This window comes from Nonomuraea mesophila, from assembly GCF_004352805.1.
In the GTDB taxonomy this organism is placed as follows: domain Bacteria; phylum Actinomycetota; class Actinomycetes; order Streptosporangiales; family Streptosporangiaceae; genus Nonomuraea; species Nonomuraea longispora.
Window position 1 is genome coordinate 1 of sequence record NZ_SMLD01000051.1, and the last position, 15,543, is coordinate 15,543.

Sequence of the window (15,543 nt, forward strand, 5' to 3'; positions counted from 1 at the left end):
CCCACCAACGCCCCACCTGACCGCCGTAAGGACGCCTGTCGCCGCCCGATCGGCCATGCGGACCGGGCCGACCTGTCTCGCACGCGGACGGCCCACAGGGTGCGCGTCGCGGCGGCCCGCCACGCGCACCCGGTGAGCGTCTCCCTGGACGGGGCCCCGCCACGTGCGGTGGGCGGGCCCTCCTCCGCGGAGCCGTAAAAGATCAAACGGACTTTCCCGCGCGGACCCGTAGAAGATAGAACAGGCCTCCGTGCGGGGGGCGCAAAAGATCAAACGGGCTCCCCGCGCAGAACCGTAAAAGATAGAACAGGCTCCCACTGCGGGGGCCGCAAAGATCGAACGGGCTCTCCCGCACGGGACCGGAAGAATAAGAAAGAGGAACCCGATCACGCGCCGAGGCAGGCCGGGCCGAGCAGCTCCTTCAGGTCACCCATCAGCGCGGGGGACGGGGTCACCCGGAGGCGGTCGTCGACGCGCATCACCGTCGTCTTCGGCCCGTTGTGCACCTGCAGGTGCACCTCGGACGTGCCCGGGTGCGTCGTGAGGATCTCCTTGAGCCGTCCCACCACAGGAGGCGTGCAGCGGGTCAGGGGCAGGCTCACCAGCAGCGGCCCGCCCGCCTCCTGGGTCAGGTCGGGAGCCGTCACCTCCATCGCGATGATCTTCGCGACGTCCTCGCGTTTGTCGATGCGTCCCTTGACGAACACGATGGCGTCCTCGGCCAGGATCGTCGAGCAGAGCTGGTAGGCCGACGGGAAGATCATCACCTCGATCGAGCCCGCGAGGTCCTCCAGCTGGGTCAACACCCAGGTGTCGCCCTTCTTGGTGACCTTGCGCTGCACGCCGCTCAGGATGCCGCCCACGGTGACCACCTGGCCGTCGGAGCGGCTCTCGTCCTGGACGGCGGCGATCGAGCAGTCGGCCCCCGCCGCGAGGATGTGCTCGACGCCGAACAGCGGGTGGTCGGACACGTAGAGGCCGAGCATCTCGCGTTCGAACTGCAGGAGCGTGGTCTTGTCCCACTCCCCCAGCGGGATCTGCACGTCGAAGGTCTGGTCCTCGCCGCCCTCGACCGCCCCGAACAGGGAGTCCTGGCCGATCGCCTCGTTCTTCTTGATGTCGATGATCGCGTCGACGGCTTGTTCGTGCACCATGACCAGGCCCTTGCGCACGTGGCCGAGCGAGTCGAACGCGCCCGCCTTGATCAGCGACTCGATGACCCGCTTGTTGCAGACGATGGCAGGGACCTTGCGCAGGAAGTCCTTGAAGTCGGCGAAGCGGCCCTTCTCCTTGCGGGCGGCGATGATGCCGTCGACGACGTTGGCGCCGACGTTGCGGATGGCCGACAGGCCGAACCGGATGTCGGTGCCGCGCGGGGTGAAGTCGAAGTCGGAGTCGTTGACGTCCGGCGGGAACACCTTGATGCCCATGCGCCGGCATTCGTTGAGGTAGAGGGCCGACTTGTCCTTGTCGTCCTTCACCGAGGACAGCAGCGCGGCCATGTAGGCGGCCGGGTAGTTGGCCTTGAGGTAGGCGGTCCAGTAGGCGACGAGGCCGTAGCCGGCGGTGTGGGCCTTGTTGAAGGCGTAGTCGGAGAACGGGAGCAGGATGTCCCAGAGTGCCTTGATGGCCCCGGCGGAGTAGCCGTTGTCCTGCATGCCCTTCTCGAAGGTCACGAACTGTTTGTCCAGCTCGGCCTTCTTCTTCTTGCCCATCGCCCGCCGCAGCAGGTCGGCGCCGCCCAGGGAGTAGCCGGCGACCTTCTGGGCGATGGCCATGACCTGCTCCTGATAGACGATCAGGCCGTAGGTCGTGTCGAGGATCTCCTTCAGCGGTTCCTCGAGCTCGGGGTGGATCGGGGTGATCTCCTGCTGGCCGTTCTTGCGCAGCGCGTAGTTGGTGTGGGAGTTGGCGCCCATCGGGCCTGGCCGGTAGAGCGCGAGGGCGGCGGAAATGTCCTCGAAGTTGTCGGGGCGCATGAGCCGCATCAGCGAGCGCATGCCGCCGCCGTCGAGCTGGAAGATGCCGAGCGTGTCGCCCCGCGCGAGGAGTTCGTAGGCCTTGCGGTTGTCGAGCGGCAGCTCCAGCAGGTCGATCGTCTCGCCGCTGGTCGACTCGATCATCTTCAGGCAGTCGTCGATGATCGTGAGGTTGCGCAGGCCCAGGAAGTCCATCTTCAGCAGGCCGAGCGTCTCGCACGTCGGATAGTCGAACTGCGTGATGATCGCGCCGTCGGAGTCGCGGCGCATGATCGGGATGTAGTCGGTCAGCACCTCGGCCGACATGATCACGCCGGCGGCGTGCACGCCGGTCTGCCGGATCAGGCCCTCCAGGCCCTTGCCGAGGTCCATCGTCGCCTTGACGTCGACGTCTTCCTCGTAGAGCTTGCGCAGCTCGCCGGCCTCGGCGTAACGCGGGTGGTCCTTGTCGAAGATGCCCGACAGCGGGATGTCCTTGCCCATGACGGCCGGCGGGAACGCCTTGGAGACGCGGTCACCGAGCGCGTAGGGGTAGCCGAGGACGCGGCCGGCGTCCTTGATGGCGGCCTTCGCCTTGATGGTGCCGAACGTGGCGATCATGGCGACCTTGTCGGCGCCCCACTTCTCGGTCACGTAGCGGATCACGTCACCGCGCCTGCGCTCGTCGAAGTCGATGTCGACGTCGGGCATGGACACGCGCTCGGGGTTGAGGAACCGCTCGAAGATCAAGCCGTGCGGGATGGGGTCGAGGTCGGTTATGCCCAGCGCGTAGGCCACCAGCGAGCCGGCCGCGGACCCGCGCCCGGGACCGACGCGGATGCCGTTGTTCTTCGCCCACACGATGAAGTCGGCGACCACGAGGAAGTAGCTCGGGAAGCCCATCTGGATGATGACGCCGAGCTCTTTCTCGGCCCAGGCGCGGTGCTCCTCGTCGATGCCCTGGGGGAAGCGCCGCTCGAGGCCCTTCCACACCTCCTGGCGGAAGAACTGCTCCTCGGTCATCCCCTCGGGGATCGGGTAGGTCGGCATGAGGTTCTTGAACTCGAAGAACCCGGTCGGGTCGACCTTCTCGGCGACCAGCAGCGTGTTGCGGCAGCCCTCGGCCCACAGGTCGGAGGAGTCGACCGCGCGCATCTCGTCGGCGGTCTTGATGTAGTAGCCGCTGCCGTTGAAGCGGAACCGGTCGGGGTCGGACAGCTGCTTGCCCGTCTGGATGCACAGGAGGGCGTCGTGGGAGGCGGAGTCGGACTCGTAGGTGTAGTGGGAGTCGTTGGTGACCAGAGGCGGGATGTCGAGCTCTTTGCTGATCCTGGTCAGCCCGTCGCGGACCCGGCGCTCGATGTCGAGGCCGTGGTCCATGAGCTCGACGTAGAAGTTGTCCTTGCCGAAGATCTCCTGGTATTTCGCGGCGGCCTTGAGCGCCTCGTCGTACTGGCCGAGCCGCAGCCTCGTCTGCACCTCGCCCGACGGGCAGCCCGTGGTGGCCATCAGGCCGTCGGCGTGCTCGGCGAGGATCTCGGCGTCCATCCGCGCCCACTTGCGGACGAACCCCTCCGTGTAGGCGCGTGACGACAGCCGCATCAGGTTGTGCAGGCCCGTCTTGTTGCGCGCCCAGATCGTCATGTGGGTGTAGTAGCCGCTCGCCGAGACGTCGTCGCGCTTCTGGTGCGGCTCGCCCCACAGCACGGGCTTCTTGTTGTGGCGCAGCTCCGGCGCGACGTAGGCCTCGATGCCGATGACCGGCTTGATGCCGGCGGCGGTGGCCTGCTTGTAGAAGTCGTAGGCGCCGTGCATGTTGCCGTGGTCGGTGATCGCAATCGCCGGCATGCCCAGGTCGCCGACCTGTTTGAACATCTGCTTGAGGCGGGCGGCCCCGTCCAGCATCGAATATTCGGTGTGTACGTGCAGATGGACGAACGAGTCGCTGGACGACATGGAGCGGCGCCTCCCGGCCTCGATGGGTTGTGCGATCCGACTCTAGTGGTCCCGGCCGACACTCCGGGGCCATTGCGCGCCGCCGCGTCGCCCCCAGGATATCGGCCGGCGCGGGGCACCCGGATGGATCACCGGCTGGGTAGGCTCGGTGGCGCATGCACGAGTGGTCGTTCGGGGAGGACACGCTGGACGAGGCGAAACGGCGGATCGCCCGGATCGTCATCGCGGCCGCACTCGGCGTCGCGCTGGCCTTGGCCTGCCTGCAGCTGGGCGTCCTGGACAGGCTCGCCTGCTCGGTCTCGGACGCGGGCTGCCCCACCACCGGCGAGCCGGGCGGCCGGCTCCCCCAGGTGACCCGGCTGACGCCCGTGGAGGTGGCGCAGAGCGGCGCGTACGTCGCACTCGGCGACTCCTACTCCTCCGGCGAGGGCGTCTACGACCTGGACGAGCAGCCGGTCAACGACGGCGCCGACCGCTGCCACCGCGCGACGGGCTCGTACGTGCCGCTGGTGGCCAAGGCCTACCGCTTCGGCGGCGGCACCGAGTTCTTCGCCTGCAGCGGCGCCACCACGACCGACCTTCTGTCGGGCCAGCACGGCCGGCCGCCCCAGGTCGGCCGCGTCGGCCCCAGGACCAGCCTGGTGACGCTCAGCATCGGCGGCAACGACGCCGGCTTCACCAAGGTGCTCACGGGCTGCATCGTCAAGCTGCCCGGCTCGTCGGCCTGCGTCGAGCAGGAGGCCGCCGTCGCGCGCCGCATCGAGGAGCTGCGCTCCAGCGTCCTCACGGTCCTCAAAGAGCTTCGCGTACGCGCGCCGGGCGCCCGCGTCATCGTCCTCGGCTACCCGCGGCCCTTCCCCGAGAACCCGGTGAAGAGCGTCGACAACCTCAGCCCGCAGGACCAGCGGTGGCTCAACAGCATGACGCGCCGCCTCAACGACACGGTCGGCGCGGTGGCCGCCGGCTTCGACCGCATGCTCGACTCCTTCGGGGCGCCCGGCAGCGTGGAGTACGTGGACGCGTACGACGCCTTCACCGGACACGAGGTGGGGCGGCCCGAGCCCTACCTGAACGGGTTGCACGTGGACATGGACGAGCTCCAGGTCAACGCCCGCAGCTACCACCCGACGGGCGCCGGCTACCGCCGCTTCGCCGACCTCGTCACCCGCCAGATCGCCAAGGGCCCCGGCAGGACCATGCACAACGTCCGCGTCACCACCCCCTGAGCGCGACGCCCGCCGGGCGACGACGTGGGCCCGCGAGAACGCTCGGGAGGCGTGGCCTCAGCGGTGGGCGCGTTCCTCGGCCAGGTGGAGGCCCGCCTCGATGACGGCGTTCATGATGGGGGCGAGCCGCCCCTCCCCCAGTGACGGCGCACGCGACGCCATCCGCCGGACCAGAGCACGCTCCCGGTCGAGGTCGCGCCCGGCGAAACCGCCGACGGGCTTGATCCGCTGGACGATGCCCGCCAGCGCGGCCCTGCGCTCCAGCAGCGTCGCCAGCGCGGCGTCCACCCGGTCGATCGCCTCCCTGCACTCCGGCAGCGTCACGGGCGACTCAGGACGCAGGAGGGCGCCCACGACGGTCACGGCCTCTTCCGCCACCTGCAGGGCCGCCTCGGGGTCGGCCTCGACGATCGCCCCTGGGTCCGCCATCGCTCCCGGCAGGCCGATTCCGCCTGCCGCCGCGAACTCCCGGGCCACGACGCCCGCGTAACCGGCCCTCCTGGCCTGCTGCGGATCGCCCTTGCCTCCGACGCGCCCGTGACCGGCGGCGCCACCGTTCCCGGCAGACCCCGATCCGCCGTTCCCGGAACCGGCGGCCCCGAGCCCCGCGTGCCGCGTCCCGCCGTCCGCCGGACCGGGCGCGGCGGAGCCGGAGGGCGTTCGCGCGGCGCTGACGGAGGCGGCAGGGACGGGAGCAGGAGCCGGGAGGAGGAGGCCGTCGGCGCCGGCGGCGACCGCGGCGGCGGACAGCCCGACATTCCGGGAGACGTCGGCGAGCACCGGCCGCCCGGAGGCCGCCCGCGCGGCCCGCAGCATCCCCAGGTCCAGCGACCCCCCTTCACAGAGGATCACCTGCCCGTCCCCCTCGGCCGCGCAGTAGGCGGCCAGTCCGAGCCACTCCTCCAGCGTCCCCGAGGCCCGGCGCTCCACCACGACCGGCAGGCCCAGCCCGGCCGCCGCCCGCACCAGCGGGATGTCGCGCGTCCACGTCGAACCCACCACCACCGCGCCGGCGAGCGCGCCGATCGCCGGCAGGTCGGCGGCCGAGCGCGGCTCCACCAGCAGCGGCGCAGCCTGCCCCGCCCGCTCGCGCAGCACCTCGTACGCGTCCGCCCGCCCGTTGTGCTCACGCAGGCTCACCCGGCCGCCGATCACCACGGCGGGGCCCTCGCCCACGAGCAGGCCGCCCACCGCCACCGCATGCCGTTCCAAGGTCGATGACATCTCGATCCCTCGCTCGGGCCGGCTCCCTGGAACCGGCAGGAAAACCAAAAAGGCAGAGACGGGGCGTCTCTGCCTCTGCCGACTCCAGGTGGTCGCTAGCCTCCGACCGGCCCTCCTGGAGCCGGCTCGATAAACGCGTAGCGACAAGTCATGTCTGAAACCTTACACCCACGCCTCCACCTGCTGGGCAATGCTTCTCACATGGCGGACTAGCTCTCCGGCGAGTCGCCGTTGATCCCTGCCTATGGGAGTATTTCTTGGCCTAGAGGAGGGTTTGAGGCCGTTGACGTCGGATCGCAAGCAGGACGGGCGCCGCATCGCCGGCCGCTACCAGCTGCAGGAACCCATCGGCAAGGGCGGGATGGGCATCGTGTGGCGCGCCTACGACGAGCTCCTTGACCGCACCGTCGCGGTCAAGGAGGTCAGGTACGCCGCCGCCCTGGGCGATGAGGTACAGCTGCTGAACCGGCGCACCATGCGCGAGGCGAGAGCGGCGGCGAGATTCGAGCATCCCAACGTGATCGTCGTACACGACGTGATCGAGGAGGATGACAGACCCTGGATCGTCATGCAGCTCGTCCAGTCACGTTCGCTGGGCACGGTGATCAAGCAGGACGGGCCGCTGCCGCCCAAACGGGTGGCCGAGATCGGCCTGGCCGTGCTCGACGCGCTGCACCGCGCCCACGAGGCGGGCGTGCTGCACCGTGACGTCAAGCCGGAGAACGTGCTGCTCGCCGACGACGGCAGGGTCGTGCTCACCGACTTCGGCATCGCCACGCTGGAGACGGAGACCCAGCTGACGGTGACGGGCCTGGCGGGCACCCCGGCCTTCATCGCGCCCGAGCGGCTCAAGGGGCTGCCCGCGCGGCGCGAGTCGGACCTGTGGTCCCTGGGCGCCACGCTGTACACGGCGGTGGAGGGCCGCTCCCCGCACGAGCGGGGGATGGCGCTGGCCACGATGCACGCCGTGCTCACCGACGAGCCCGATCCCATGCCGCACGCCGGAACGCTGACCGAGGTGATCAGCGGCCTGCTGGTGAAGGAGCCCGTGCAGCGGCTGACGTACGAGGAGACGCAGCGGCTGCTGCGGGCCGCCATCGCGCAGGCGAGCCCGCCGCCGACGGCGCAGTTCCCCGCCGCCCAGCCGATCGAGGCGCCGACGCAGGCCAAGGCGCGCAAGGTGCCGTTCCCTCCCGTGTCGGCGAGCAGGCCGCGGCCCGCCCCCGCCCCCGCCGTGGACGAGACGCCGACCGACCCGAAGCTCGCGGCGGCGGCCCCGGCCGTCCCGGAGACCGGCGCGCGGCTCTCCCCGATGACGGAGGAGCGCAGGCCGGCGGCGGCGCCGACGGTGGACACGGCCAGGACCGGTCAGGTGCGGGCCGGGATGGTCGTCGCGGCCGCCGCGGCGGTGGTGCTCGTCGCCGGCGTGGGCGGCTACCTCGGCCTGCGCTCGGCCCCCGACGACGAGGCCTCGCGAGGGCCGGTCGCCTCCGCGCCCGAGACGCCCGCGCAGGCCTCGCCGAGCGCCTCGCCGAGCGCCTCCCCGTCGGAGAGCGCGTCCGAGGAGCCCGCTCCCAGCAGCAGCCCGAGCTCCGAGCCGAAGCCCACCGAGCCGGCGGACGCCCTGCCCGCCGGGTGGGAGATCTACAAGGACAAGAAGCTGGGCTTCTCCATCGGGTTACCCAAGGGCTGGGACGTGTGGGACCGCGGCGGCAGGCAGGTCAAGTTCAAGGGACCGGGCGCGGCGTCCAACGCCTACCTCATGATCGAGGAGGCGGCCAAGCCCGGCAGCGACCCGTACAAAGACTGGAAGAAGCAGGAGCCGAGCCTCAAGCACAACTTCGGGGGCTACAAGAAGATCGACATCAAGAAGGTCGACACCGGGAAGTACGACTACATGAAGGCCGCGGCCGACTGGGACTTCACCTGGAACACCAACACGGGCAAGACCCGTGTGCGCAACCGGGGCTTCGTCACCGACAACGGGCGGGCGTACGCGATCTACTGGCACACCCTGAAGAGCCACTGGAAGGACGACTACGACTTCTTCGAAGGGTTCTGCGCGACGTTCAAACCGGCGAAGTAGGCTGCCCTGAGTGGAGAAGCAGGTCAGCAACCGCTATCGCCTTCTTGAGCCGCTCGGCGAGGGCGGGATGGGCGTGGTCTGGCGCGCCTATGACCAGTTGCTCGACCGCACGGTGGCGATCAAGGAGGTCCGCTACTCCGGGGTCGGCGACGCGCGGCTGGCCGAGCTCACCCGCAGGACCATCAGGGAGGCCAGGGCGGCGGGCCGCCTCGACCACCCGTCGGTGGTCGTCATCCACGACGTCGTCGAGGAGGACGGCCGCCCGTGGATCGTGATGCAGCTGGTGCCGTCCCGCTCGCTGGCGCAGGTGGTCCGCGAGGACGGGCCACTGCGCGTGGAGCAGGCCGCGGTGATCGGCGGCCGGCTGCTCGGCGCCCTGCGGGCGGCGCACGCGACGGGGGTGCTGCACCGTGACGTCAAACCCGAGAACGTGCTGCTCGCCGACGACGGCAGGGTCGTGCTCACCGACTTCGGCATCGCCTCGATGGAGGCGGAGGCGGGGCTGACGGCGACCGGCAACGTGGTGGGCACGCCCGCGTACATGCCTCCCGAGCGGCTGAACGGCGACCCCGCCGGGCCGGAGTCCGACCTGTGGTCGCTCGGAGCGACGCTCTACGCGGCCGTCGAGGGCGAACCGCCGTTCAAGCGCGACTCCTGGGCGGCGACCGTGGCGGCGGTGCTGCGCGACGAGCCCGAGCCGCCGGCGCGGGCCGGAGCCCTGGAGCCGGTCATCATGGGGCTGCTGCGCAGGAACCCCGCCGCCAGGATGCCCGCCGAAGAGGCGGCCAGGCTCCTGTACGACGCCGCCGGCGCCGTCGGACTGCCGCCCGCACCCGTCAGCGCGCGGGACCGGGCAGGCGCCACGACCGGCCCGCCCGGCGGCACCCGCACGGAGACCGGCGGCGACCGGCGGCCCACGCTCCCCGGCCCGCGCACACGCGCCGGCACCCGGTGGATCACGGTGGCCGCCGCGGTGATCACTGTGACGGCGCTGGGCACGGCGAGCGTCCTGCTGGGCTGGACGACGCTCCCCACGATCGGTTCGACCACCCCGCCCACCAGCGCACCCACCACTGAGCCGACCACTGAGCCGACCACTGAGCCGACTACTGGGCCCACCACCGGCTCGGCTCCCACGGACGGCGTGCCCACCGCCACACCCACCGCTGAGCCGCGGCCCACGCGAGCCCAGGTCCCGGAGGGCTGGCGCGTGTACACGAGCGCCGCCGGCCGTTTCTCCATCGGCCTGCCCCGGCAGTGGCGGGCCCAGAAGCACGCCAGCAGGGACAGCGTCTCCTTCTCCCGCCCCGGCGCCCCCGGCACGATGATCGTCGAGTGGACCGTCCCCGACATCCCGTGGGACGACCCGCGCGCGCACTGGATCGGCCTGGAGAAGGAGATCCTGGCGAAGGGCCTGTTCAAGAACTACAAGCGCATCCGCATCACCCCCACGACCTTCCTCGGCAGGAAGGCCGCCGACTGGGAGTTCACCCGGGAGCGCGACGGCTCCACCATCCACGTGATCAACCGCGGGTTCCACACCGCCGACGGCCGCCCGTATGCTCTCTACTGGGAGACCACCCAGGCGCGCTGGCAGCGGGACCGCGACCACTTCACGGCGCTGACGAACACCTTCAGCACCCGATGACCACCAAGGAACAGGCACACTTCTGGCGGCACCCGGCGGTGCCGGAGACCGACCTGCTCAAGGCCCGCTACGTCACCCACCGCTTCTCCCGGCACGTGCACGACGGCTACGCCATCGGCGTCATCGTCGGCGGGGTCGAGGAGTTCCACTACCGCGGCACCCTGCACCGGGCGGGCACGGGCGAACTGGTGCTGGTCAACCCCGACTCGGTGCACACCGGGCAGGCCGGCGTGCCCGGCGGGTGGGCGTACCGCATGCTCTATCCGTCGATCGACGCGCTGGCCGGGATCGCCGCCGAGCTGGGCGTCCCCTACGCGACGCCGCACTTCCCCGAGCAGGTGGTGCGCGACGACGAGGTGGCGGCCCTGCTCGGCAGGGCGCACCAGGCGGCCGAGCGCGGCGACGCGCTGGCCGCCTCGACGCTGAGCCGTACACTGTTCGCCCGGCTCCTGACACGCCACGCCACGCCCAGACCGGCCGCGGCCCTGCCCGCCGAGGGCAGGCGCCCCGTGCGGGAGGCGCTCGACCTGCTCCACGCCGGCCTCGTCGACCCGCCGACGCTGGACGACCTCGCCGAAGCCGTGGGGGCGCGGCCGTTCGCGCTGCTGCGGGCGTTCAAGGCGGCGACGGGCATGCCGCCGCACACCTACCTCAACGATCTGCGGGTACGCCAGGCGCGCCGGCTGCTGCTGGCGGGGGTACGCCCGGCGCAGGTCGCGGCCGAGGTGGGCTTCACCGACCAGGCCCACCTCAGCCGGCATTTCAAGCGTGTGGTGGGCGTACCACCCGCCGCCTACCAGCGCGCCGCAGGAACGTACAAGACCGGCGCTTGACCAGGCGCCTAGCCTCGGCGGCATGGAACAGACAACACACCGTTCCGCCGCCGTGCGGGACGGCTTCGGCGTGGGCCTGGCCGTGGGGCTGTCCGGGCTCGCCTTCGGCGCCGCGGCGGTCACCGCGGGCCTGAGCGTGCCGCAGGCGTGCGTGCTGAGCCTGCTGACGTTCACCGGCGCCTCCCAGTTCGCGCTGACGGGCGCGGTGGGCGCGGGCGGCGACCTGGTGGCCGCCACTCTCGGCGCGCTGCTGCTCGGCGGCCGCAACACCCTGTACGGCCTGCGCCTGGCCGACCTGCTGAAGGTACGCGGCCCTCGCCGGCTGCTCACCGCGCACGGCGTGATCGACGAGACCACCGCCGTCTCCCTGGCGCAGCCGACGCCCGAGGCGGCGCGCACCGGCTTCGCGGTCACGTTCGCCAGCCTCTACGTCACCTGGAACCTCACCACCCTGGCGGGCGCGTACGGCACGTCGTTCCTCGGCGACCCCGGCCTGCTGGGGCTGGACGTGGTGGGCCCGGCCGCGTTCCTCGCCATCCTGTGGCCCCGGCTGGCCAGGAGCACCGAGCTGCGGGTGCTGGCCGCGGCCGGCGCGGCGATCGCCCTGTGCGTCACACCGTTCCTGCCGCCGGGCGTCCCCGTGCTGCTGGCGGCCGCGGCGGTGCTGGTGGTGATGGCCCGATGACGTTGTGGTGGGCCATCGCCGCCCTCTGCGCGGGCTGCTACGCGCTCAAGCTGGCCGGGCTGGCAGCGCCGCAACGGGTGCTGGAACATCCGGCGGTACGCAGGTTCGCCGAGCTGGTGCCGGTGGCGTTGCTGGCGGCGCTGATCGCGGTGCAGACGTTCACCGAGGAGGGCGGGCTGCACGTCGACCCGGCCCGTACGGCGGGTCTCGGCGCGGCGGTGATCGCCCTGCTGCTGCGTGCGCCGTTCCTGGTGGTTCTGGCCTCCGCGGCGGTCATTACCGCGCTTGTCCGGATTTTAACTGGGTAGTCGCTCGTGCATGACCGGTGCAGCGGGGATGGTCGGTGGACGGTACCGGCTGGTCAGGACGATCGGCCAGGGCGGCATGGGCACGGTGTGGCAGGCCCATGACGAGGTGCTCGGCAGGGACGTGGCCGTCAAGGAGGTGCTGCCGCCTCCCGACCTGACGGGCTCGGAGCGCGAGGTGTTCACCGTACGCACGTTCCGCGAGGCGAGAGCCGCCGGCCGGGTGGCCCACCCGGGCGTCGCCACCGTGTACGACGTCCTGGAGGAGCGCGGGCACCCGTGGATCGTCATGCAGCTCGTACGCTCCCGCACGCTCGGCGAGGCCATCCGCGAGGACGGCCCCATGTCCCCGCTCCAGGCCGCCCGCATCGGGCTGCAGCTCCTGGAGGCGCTGCGCGCGGCCCACGCGGCGGGCGTGCTGCACCGGGACGTCAAACCGGACAACGTGCTGCTCGCCAAGGACGGCCGGGCGGTGCTGACCGACTTCGGCATCGCGACCACGGAGGACGAGGCTCCGGTGACGCGGACGGGCATCCTCATCGGCACGCCCGCCTACATGGCGCCGGAGCGCGCCGCGGGCGGCCGGGCGGGACCGGCCTCGGACCTGTGGGCGCTGGGCGTGACGCTCTACCTGGCCGTCGAGGGCGAATCTCCCTTCCAGCGGGAGAACGCCCTGGCCACGCTGGGCGCGGTGTTGCACGCGGAACCGGAACCGCTGTCGCGCGCGGGGGCGCTGGCGCCCGTCCTGCTGGGCCTGCTGCGCAAGAACCCGGCCGAGCGCATGTCGCTGGAGGAGGCCGAGCAGCGGCTGGCCGCGATCATCGCGGGCGGGGCCCCCGAGCCCACGGGGCCCTTCGCCGCCCTGCCCGTCCTGGAGACGCCCGGCACGTGGCCGCCTGCCGCGGTCCCGGTGACGGCGCGGCGCAGGCGAGGGCTGCAGCTGGCCGCGATCGCGGGGGGCGCGCTGGTCGTGGGGCTCGTCACGGGCGGCGCGGCGTGGCTCTCGCACCGGCCGGGCAACGTGCCGGTACAGCAGCGCGTACCGGCCGTGGTCACGACGACGGCCGGCGCGACGCCGACGGAGGCGCGAACGGAGGCCCCGTCCGAAGCACCGTCCGAAGCACCGTCCGAAGCGCGGACGCAGGCGCCATCGGAGCCGGGCCGATCAGTGCAGGACGGCCCTGTCTCCAGGCCGGGACCGTTCGCCGAGCCGGACGGGCGGACGCCCGCGCCGCCAGAGGCCCGCGAGCGCCCGAGAAGTTCCCGCGACGAGGAGCGGAGCCGCGTCAAGAAGACACCCACCACGTCCGAGGACGAGCCGCGCGAGCAGGACAGGACGGAGCGCCCCACCCGCACGCCCGGCCAGGTCGAGGGCTCCGGCGACGGCGAGGCCCCGGCCGGCGAGGACCAGGAGGGCCAGGCCGGTCCCTAGGCCCTGATCCTGATACCGGGCCCTGATACCGGACCCTGTTGCCGGACGCGTCAGGACTCGTCGTGGACGATGTCGAGGGCCTTCTGCAGATCCGGCGGGTAGTCGGTGCTGAACGACACCCACTCGCCCGTCGCCGGGTGCTCGAACCCCAGCGCGACCGCGTGCAGCCACTGCCGGGTGAGGCCCAGCCGGGCGGCGAGCGTGGGGTCGGCGCCGTAGAACAGGTCTCCGACGCACGGGTGGCGCAGCGCCGACATGTGCACCCTGATCTGGTGCGTGCGCCCGGTCTCCAGCTTGATGTCCAGCAGTGACGCCGCGCGGAACGCCTCGACCGTGTCGTAGTGGGTCACCGACGGCTTGCCGCCCGCCACCACGGCGAACCTGCCGTCGCCCGACGGGTGCCGGTCGATGGGCGCGTCGACGGTGCCCCTGAACGGGTCGGGATGCCCCTGCACGAGCGCGTGGTAACGCTTGTCGACCGTACGTTCCTTGAAGGCCCGTTTGAGGTGGGAGTAGGCGTGCTCGCTCTTGGCCACCACCATCGCGCCGGTGGTGTTGGCGTCGAGCCGGTGCACGATGCCCTGCCGCTCGGCCGCGCCGCTGGTGGCGATCGTGTGCCCGGCGCCCATCAGGCCGCCGATCACGGTGGGGCCCGTCCAGCCGACGGTGGGGTGGGCGGCCACCCCGATCGGCTTGTTGACCACCACGATGTCGTCGTCCTCGTGAACGATCGTCATGCCCGGCACCGGCTCGGCGACGGGCATGGGCGTGGAGACCGGCGGCGGCAGTGTCACATCGAGCCAGGCGCCCGCGTGCACCCGGTCGGACTTGGCCGGCTGCCTGCCGTCGACCAGCACCTCACCGGCCCCGATCAGCTCAGCCGCGCGCGTGCGGGAGAAGCCGAACAGCCGTGAGAGCGCGGCGTCGAGCCGCTCGCCCTCCAGCCCGTCGGGGACGGGCAGGCTGCGCTGCTCAGTCATCCCCTGCCACCTCCCTGGAGCCGTCGATCTGCACGTTGCGCCAGGCCAGGATCACCGCCAGGATGCCGCCGCAGACGATCGCGGAGTCGGCGATGTTGAAGACAGGGAAATAGTCGATCACGGGGAAATGCCCGGGGAGCACCTCGATGAAGTCGACGACGTGTCCCTGGAACTGCGTGGGCCGGCCGATGCCCGAGGGGTAGCGCAGGAGACGGTCGGTGAGGTTGCCGAACGCCCCGCCGAGCAGCAGGCCGAGCGTGACCGCCCAGGCCCTGCTGCCCAGCTTGCGTGCCGTGCGCACGATGGCGACCACCACGCCGGCCGCGATGATGGTGAAGATGAACGTCATCCCGGTGCCGATGCTGAAGGCGGCCCCGGGGTTGAAGATCACCCGGAACTGCAGGACGTCCTGGATGACGACCAGCGGCGGCTCGCCCTCGAGCGTGCGCAGCACCACCGTCTTGGTGATGAGGTCGGCCGCGTAGATCACGGTCGCCAGCACGATGAGGACGGCGAAGAGTCTCCGGCGTGGGGTGCCTACCGGCGTTCCTCCTTCTGCTTGCACTTGACGCACAGCGTCGCCCTCGGGAACGCCTGCAGGCGTTCCTTGCCGATCGGCTTGTGGCACGATTCGCACACTCCGTAGGTCCCTGCGTCGATCCTGGCGATCGCACGTTCGTTCTGCGCGACCAGATCGCGCGCATTCAGGGTAAGGGCGATCTCGCGTTCGCGCTCATACGTCTTCGCTCCGGCGTCCGCCTGGTCGTCGCCGGCTCCTTGGGTGACGTCTCCAGAGGCTATCTCGGACTCGTGCCGGAGGATGTCCGCGTTGAGTTCGTCGATCTCGCTCTGGAGCCTGCCGCGTACCTCGGCCAGCTCCTCGTCCGCCCACATCGACGGTGTAGCGGTCTGCGTGACTGCCGCCATGAATGCCTCCACTGCTGATCAAGGCCGTTAATGGTGCGGGCAGCTTAGGATCCGTATAACGGAACGGCAAACGACCCGCCGGACGGTTTACCTCCCCCGTACTATCCCGCCTCGCGCATTCAACTCCTCCTCAGCGGCGTCCATTCCCACAACTTTGTCGCCGTTTACGACTTCCGGACCGACATGTCGGTACATCAGCGGCCGTAGCGGGCCCCACCAGGGAAACCGGGAAGCCTTCGCCCCCACTCTGCGTTATGGTTTGAACCTGCAAGGCGTTGATGGG

Annotated in this window: 13 protein-coding genes; 8 read left to right on the forward strand and 5 right to left on the reverse strand. The window is 71.2% G+C overall.

Annotated elements, in window-relative coordinates; genetic code table 11:
• On the forward strand, positions 1 to 198 hold a 198-nt coding region (locus tag E1295_RS50200; RefSeq protein ID WP_220448809.1), incomplete at its 5' end, for a hypothetical protein.
• A 188-nt stretch (positions 199 to 386) separates the two neighbouring features.
• On the opposite strand, the gene dnaE is transcribed toward E1295_RS50200, so the two are convergent.
• Positions 387 to 3,914 (reverse strand): DNA polymerase III subunit alpha, encoded by a 3,528-nt coding sequence (gene dnaE, locus E1295_RS20370; RefSeq protein WP_132631921.1) that lies wholly within the window; start codon positions 3,912 to 3,914, stop codon positions 387 to 389.
• 155 nt (positions 3,915 to 4,069) lie between these two features.
• On the opposite strand from dnaE, the gene E1295_RS20375 reads away from it, so the two are divergent.
• Positions 4,070 to 5,140: an SGNH/GDSL hydrolase family protein gene (locus tag E1295_RS20375; RefSeq protein ID WP_132631922.1), complete on the forward strand. Its 1,071-nt coding sequence runs from the start codon at positions 4,070 to 4,072 to the stop codon at positions 5,138 to 5,140.
• A gap of 57 nt (positions 5,141 to 5,197) precedes the next feature.
• On the opposite strand, the gene E1295_RS51025 is transcribed toward E1295_RS20375, so the two are convergent.
• Positions 5,198 to 5,518: a chorismate mutase gene (locus E1295_RS51025; RefSeq protein ID WP_425465355.1), complete on the reverse strand. Its 321-nt coding sequence runs from the start codon at positions 5,516 to 5,518 to the stop codon at positions 5,198 to 5,200.
• Between the two features lie 1,129 nt (positions 5,519 to 6,647).
• Between E1295_RS51025 and E1295_RS20385 the strand changes: the two genes are divergently transcribed.
• From E1295_RS20385 to E1295_RS20410, 6 genes are read left to right on the forward strand one after another with little or no spacing between them, the layout of a single operon-like run.
• A complete protein-coding gene (locus E1295_RS20385) occupies positions 6,648 to 8,450 on the forward strand; it encodes a serine/threonine-protein kinase (protein ID WP_166427320.1) in 1,803 nt (600 codons plus the stop codon).
• A 10-nt stretch (positions 8,451 to 8,460) separates the two neighbouring features.
• Positions 8,461 to 10,098, forward strand: coding sequence for a serine/threonine-protein kinase (locus tag E1295_RS20390; protein ID WP_132631924.1), 1,638 nt, complete (start codon positions 8,461 to 8,463; stop codon positions 10,096 to 10,098).
• The gene (locus tag E1295_RS20395) at positions 10,095 to 10,931 is read left to right on the forward strand and encodes an AraC family transcriptional regulator (RefSeq protein WP_166427321.1); all 837 of its coding nucleotides are present in this window, start codon (positions 10,095 to 10,097) and stop codon (positions 10,929 to 10,931) included. The genes E1295_RS20390 and E1295_RS20395 overlap by 4 nt, the downstream gene beginning before the upstream one ends.
• Positions 10,932 to 10,953: 22 nt before the next feature.
• Positions 10,954 to 11,616, forward strand: a complete 663-nt coding sequence (locus E1295_RS20400; protein WP_132631925.1) for an AzlC family ABC transporter permease — start codon at positions 10,954 to 10,956, stop codon at positions 11,614 to 11,616.
• Positions 11,613 to 11,924 (forward strand): AzlD domain-containing protein, encoded by a 312-nt coding sequence (locus E1295_RS20405; RefSeq protein WP_132631926.1) that lies wholly within the window; start codon positions 11,613 to 11,615, stop codon positions 11,922 to 11,924. Before E1295_RS20400 ends, E1295_RS20405 begins: the two co-directional genes overlap by 4 nt.
• Before the next feature lie 10 nt (positions 11,925 to 11,934).
• Positions 11,935 to 13,353, forward strand: coding sequence for a protein kinase domain-containing protein (locus E1295_RS20410; protein ID WP_132631927.1), 1,419 nt, complete (start codon positions 11,935 to 11,937; stop codon positions 13,351 to 13,353).
• Between the two features lie 50 nt (positions 13,354 to 13,403).
• Here E1295_RS20410 and E1295_RS20415 read toward each other — a convergent pair whose 3' ends face one another.
• From E1295_RS20415 to E1295_RS20425, 3 genes are read right to left on the reverse strand one after another with little or no spacing between them, the layout of a single operon-like run.
• Positions 13,404 to 14,333: an RluA family pseudouridine synthase gene (locus E1295_RS20415; RefSeq protein ID WP_132631928.1), complete on the reverse strand. Its 930-nt coding sequence runs from the start codon at positions 14,331 to 14,333 to the stop codon at positions 13,404 to 13,406.
• Entirely contained in the window at positions 14,326 to 14,907 is a 582-nt protein-coding gene (gene lspA, locus E1295_RS20420) for a signal peptidase II (protein ID WP_132631929.1), read from the reverse strand. Before lspA ends, E1295_RS20415 begins: the two co-directional genes overlap by 8 nt.
• Complete coding sequence (locus E1295_RS20425) at positions 14,871 to 15,260, reverse strand: TraR/DksA family transcriptional regulator (RefSeq protein ID WP_132631930.1); 390 nt, start codon at positions 15,258 to 15,260, stop codon at positions 14,871 to 14,873. The genes lspA and E1295_RS20425 overlap by 37 nt, the downstream gene beginning before the upstream one ends.
• Between the last annotated feature and the right edge of the window lie 283 nt (positions 15,261 to 15,543).

Coding starts and splice junctions, on each gene's coding strand:
- E1295_RS20410 (WP_132631927.1), top strand. CDS start 11,935: ATGACCGGTGCAGCGGGGATGGTCGGTGGACGGTACCGGCTGGTCAGG.
- E1295_RS20405 (WP_132631926.1), top strand. CDS start 11,613: ATGACGTTGTGGTGGGCCATCGCCGCCCTCTGCGCGGGCTGCTACGCG.
- E1295_RS20425 (WP_132631930.1), bottom strand. CDS start 15,260: ATGGCGGCAGTCACGCAGACCGCTACACCGTCGATGTGGGCGGACGAG.
- dnaE (WP_132631921.1), bottom strand. CDS start 3,914: ATGTCGTCCAGCGACTCGTTCGTCCATCTGCACGTACACACCGAATAT.
- E1295_RS20400 (WP_132631925.1), top strand. CDS start 10,954: ATGGAACAGACAACACACCGTTCCGCCGCCGTGCGGGACGGCTTCGGC.
- E1295_RS20395 (WP_166427321.1), top strand. CDS start 10,095: ATGACCACCAAGGAACAGGCACACTTCTGGCGGCACCCGGCGGTGCCG.
- E1295_RS20415 (WP_132631928.1), bottom strand. CDS start 14,333: ATGACTGAGCAGCGCAGCCTGCCCGTCCCCGACGGGCTGGAGGGCGAG.
- E1295_RS20375 (WP_132631922.1), top strand. CDS start 4,070: ATGCACGAGTGGTCGTTCGGGGAGGACACGCTGGACGAGGCGAAACGG.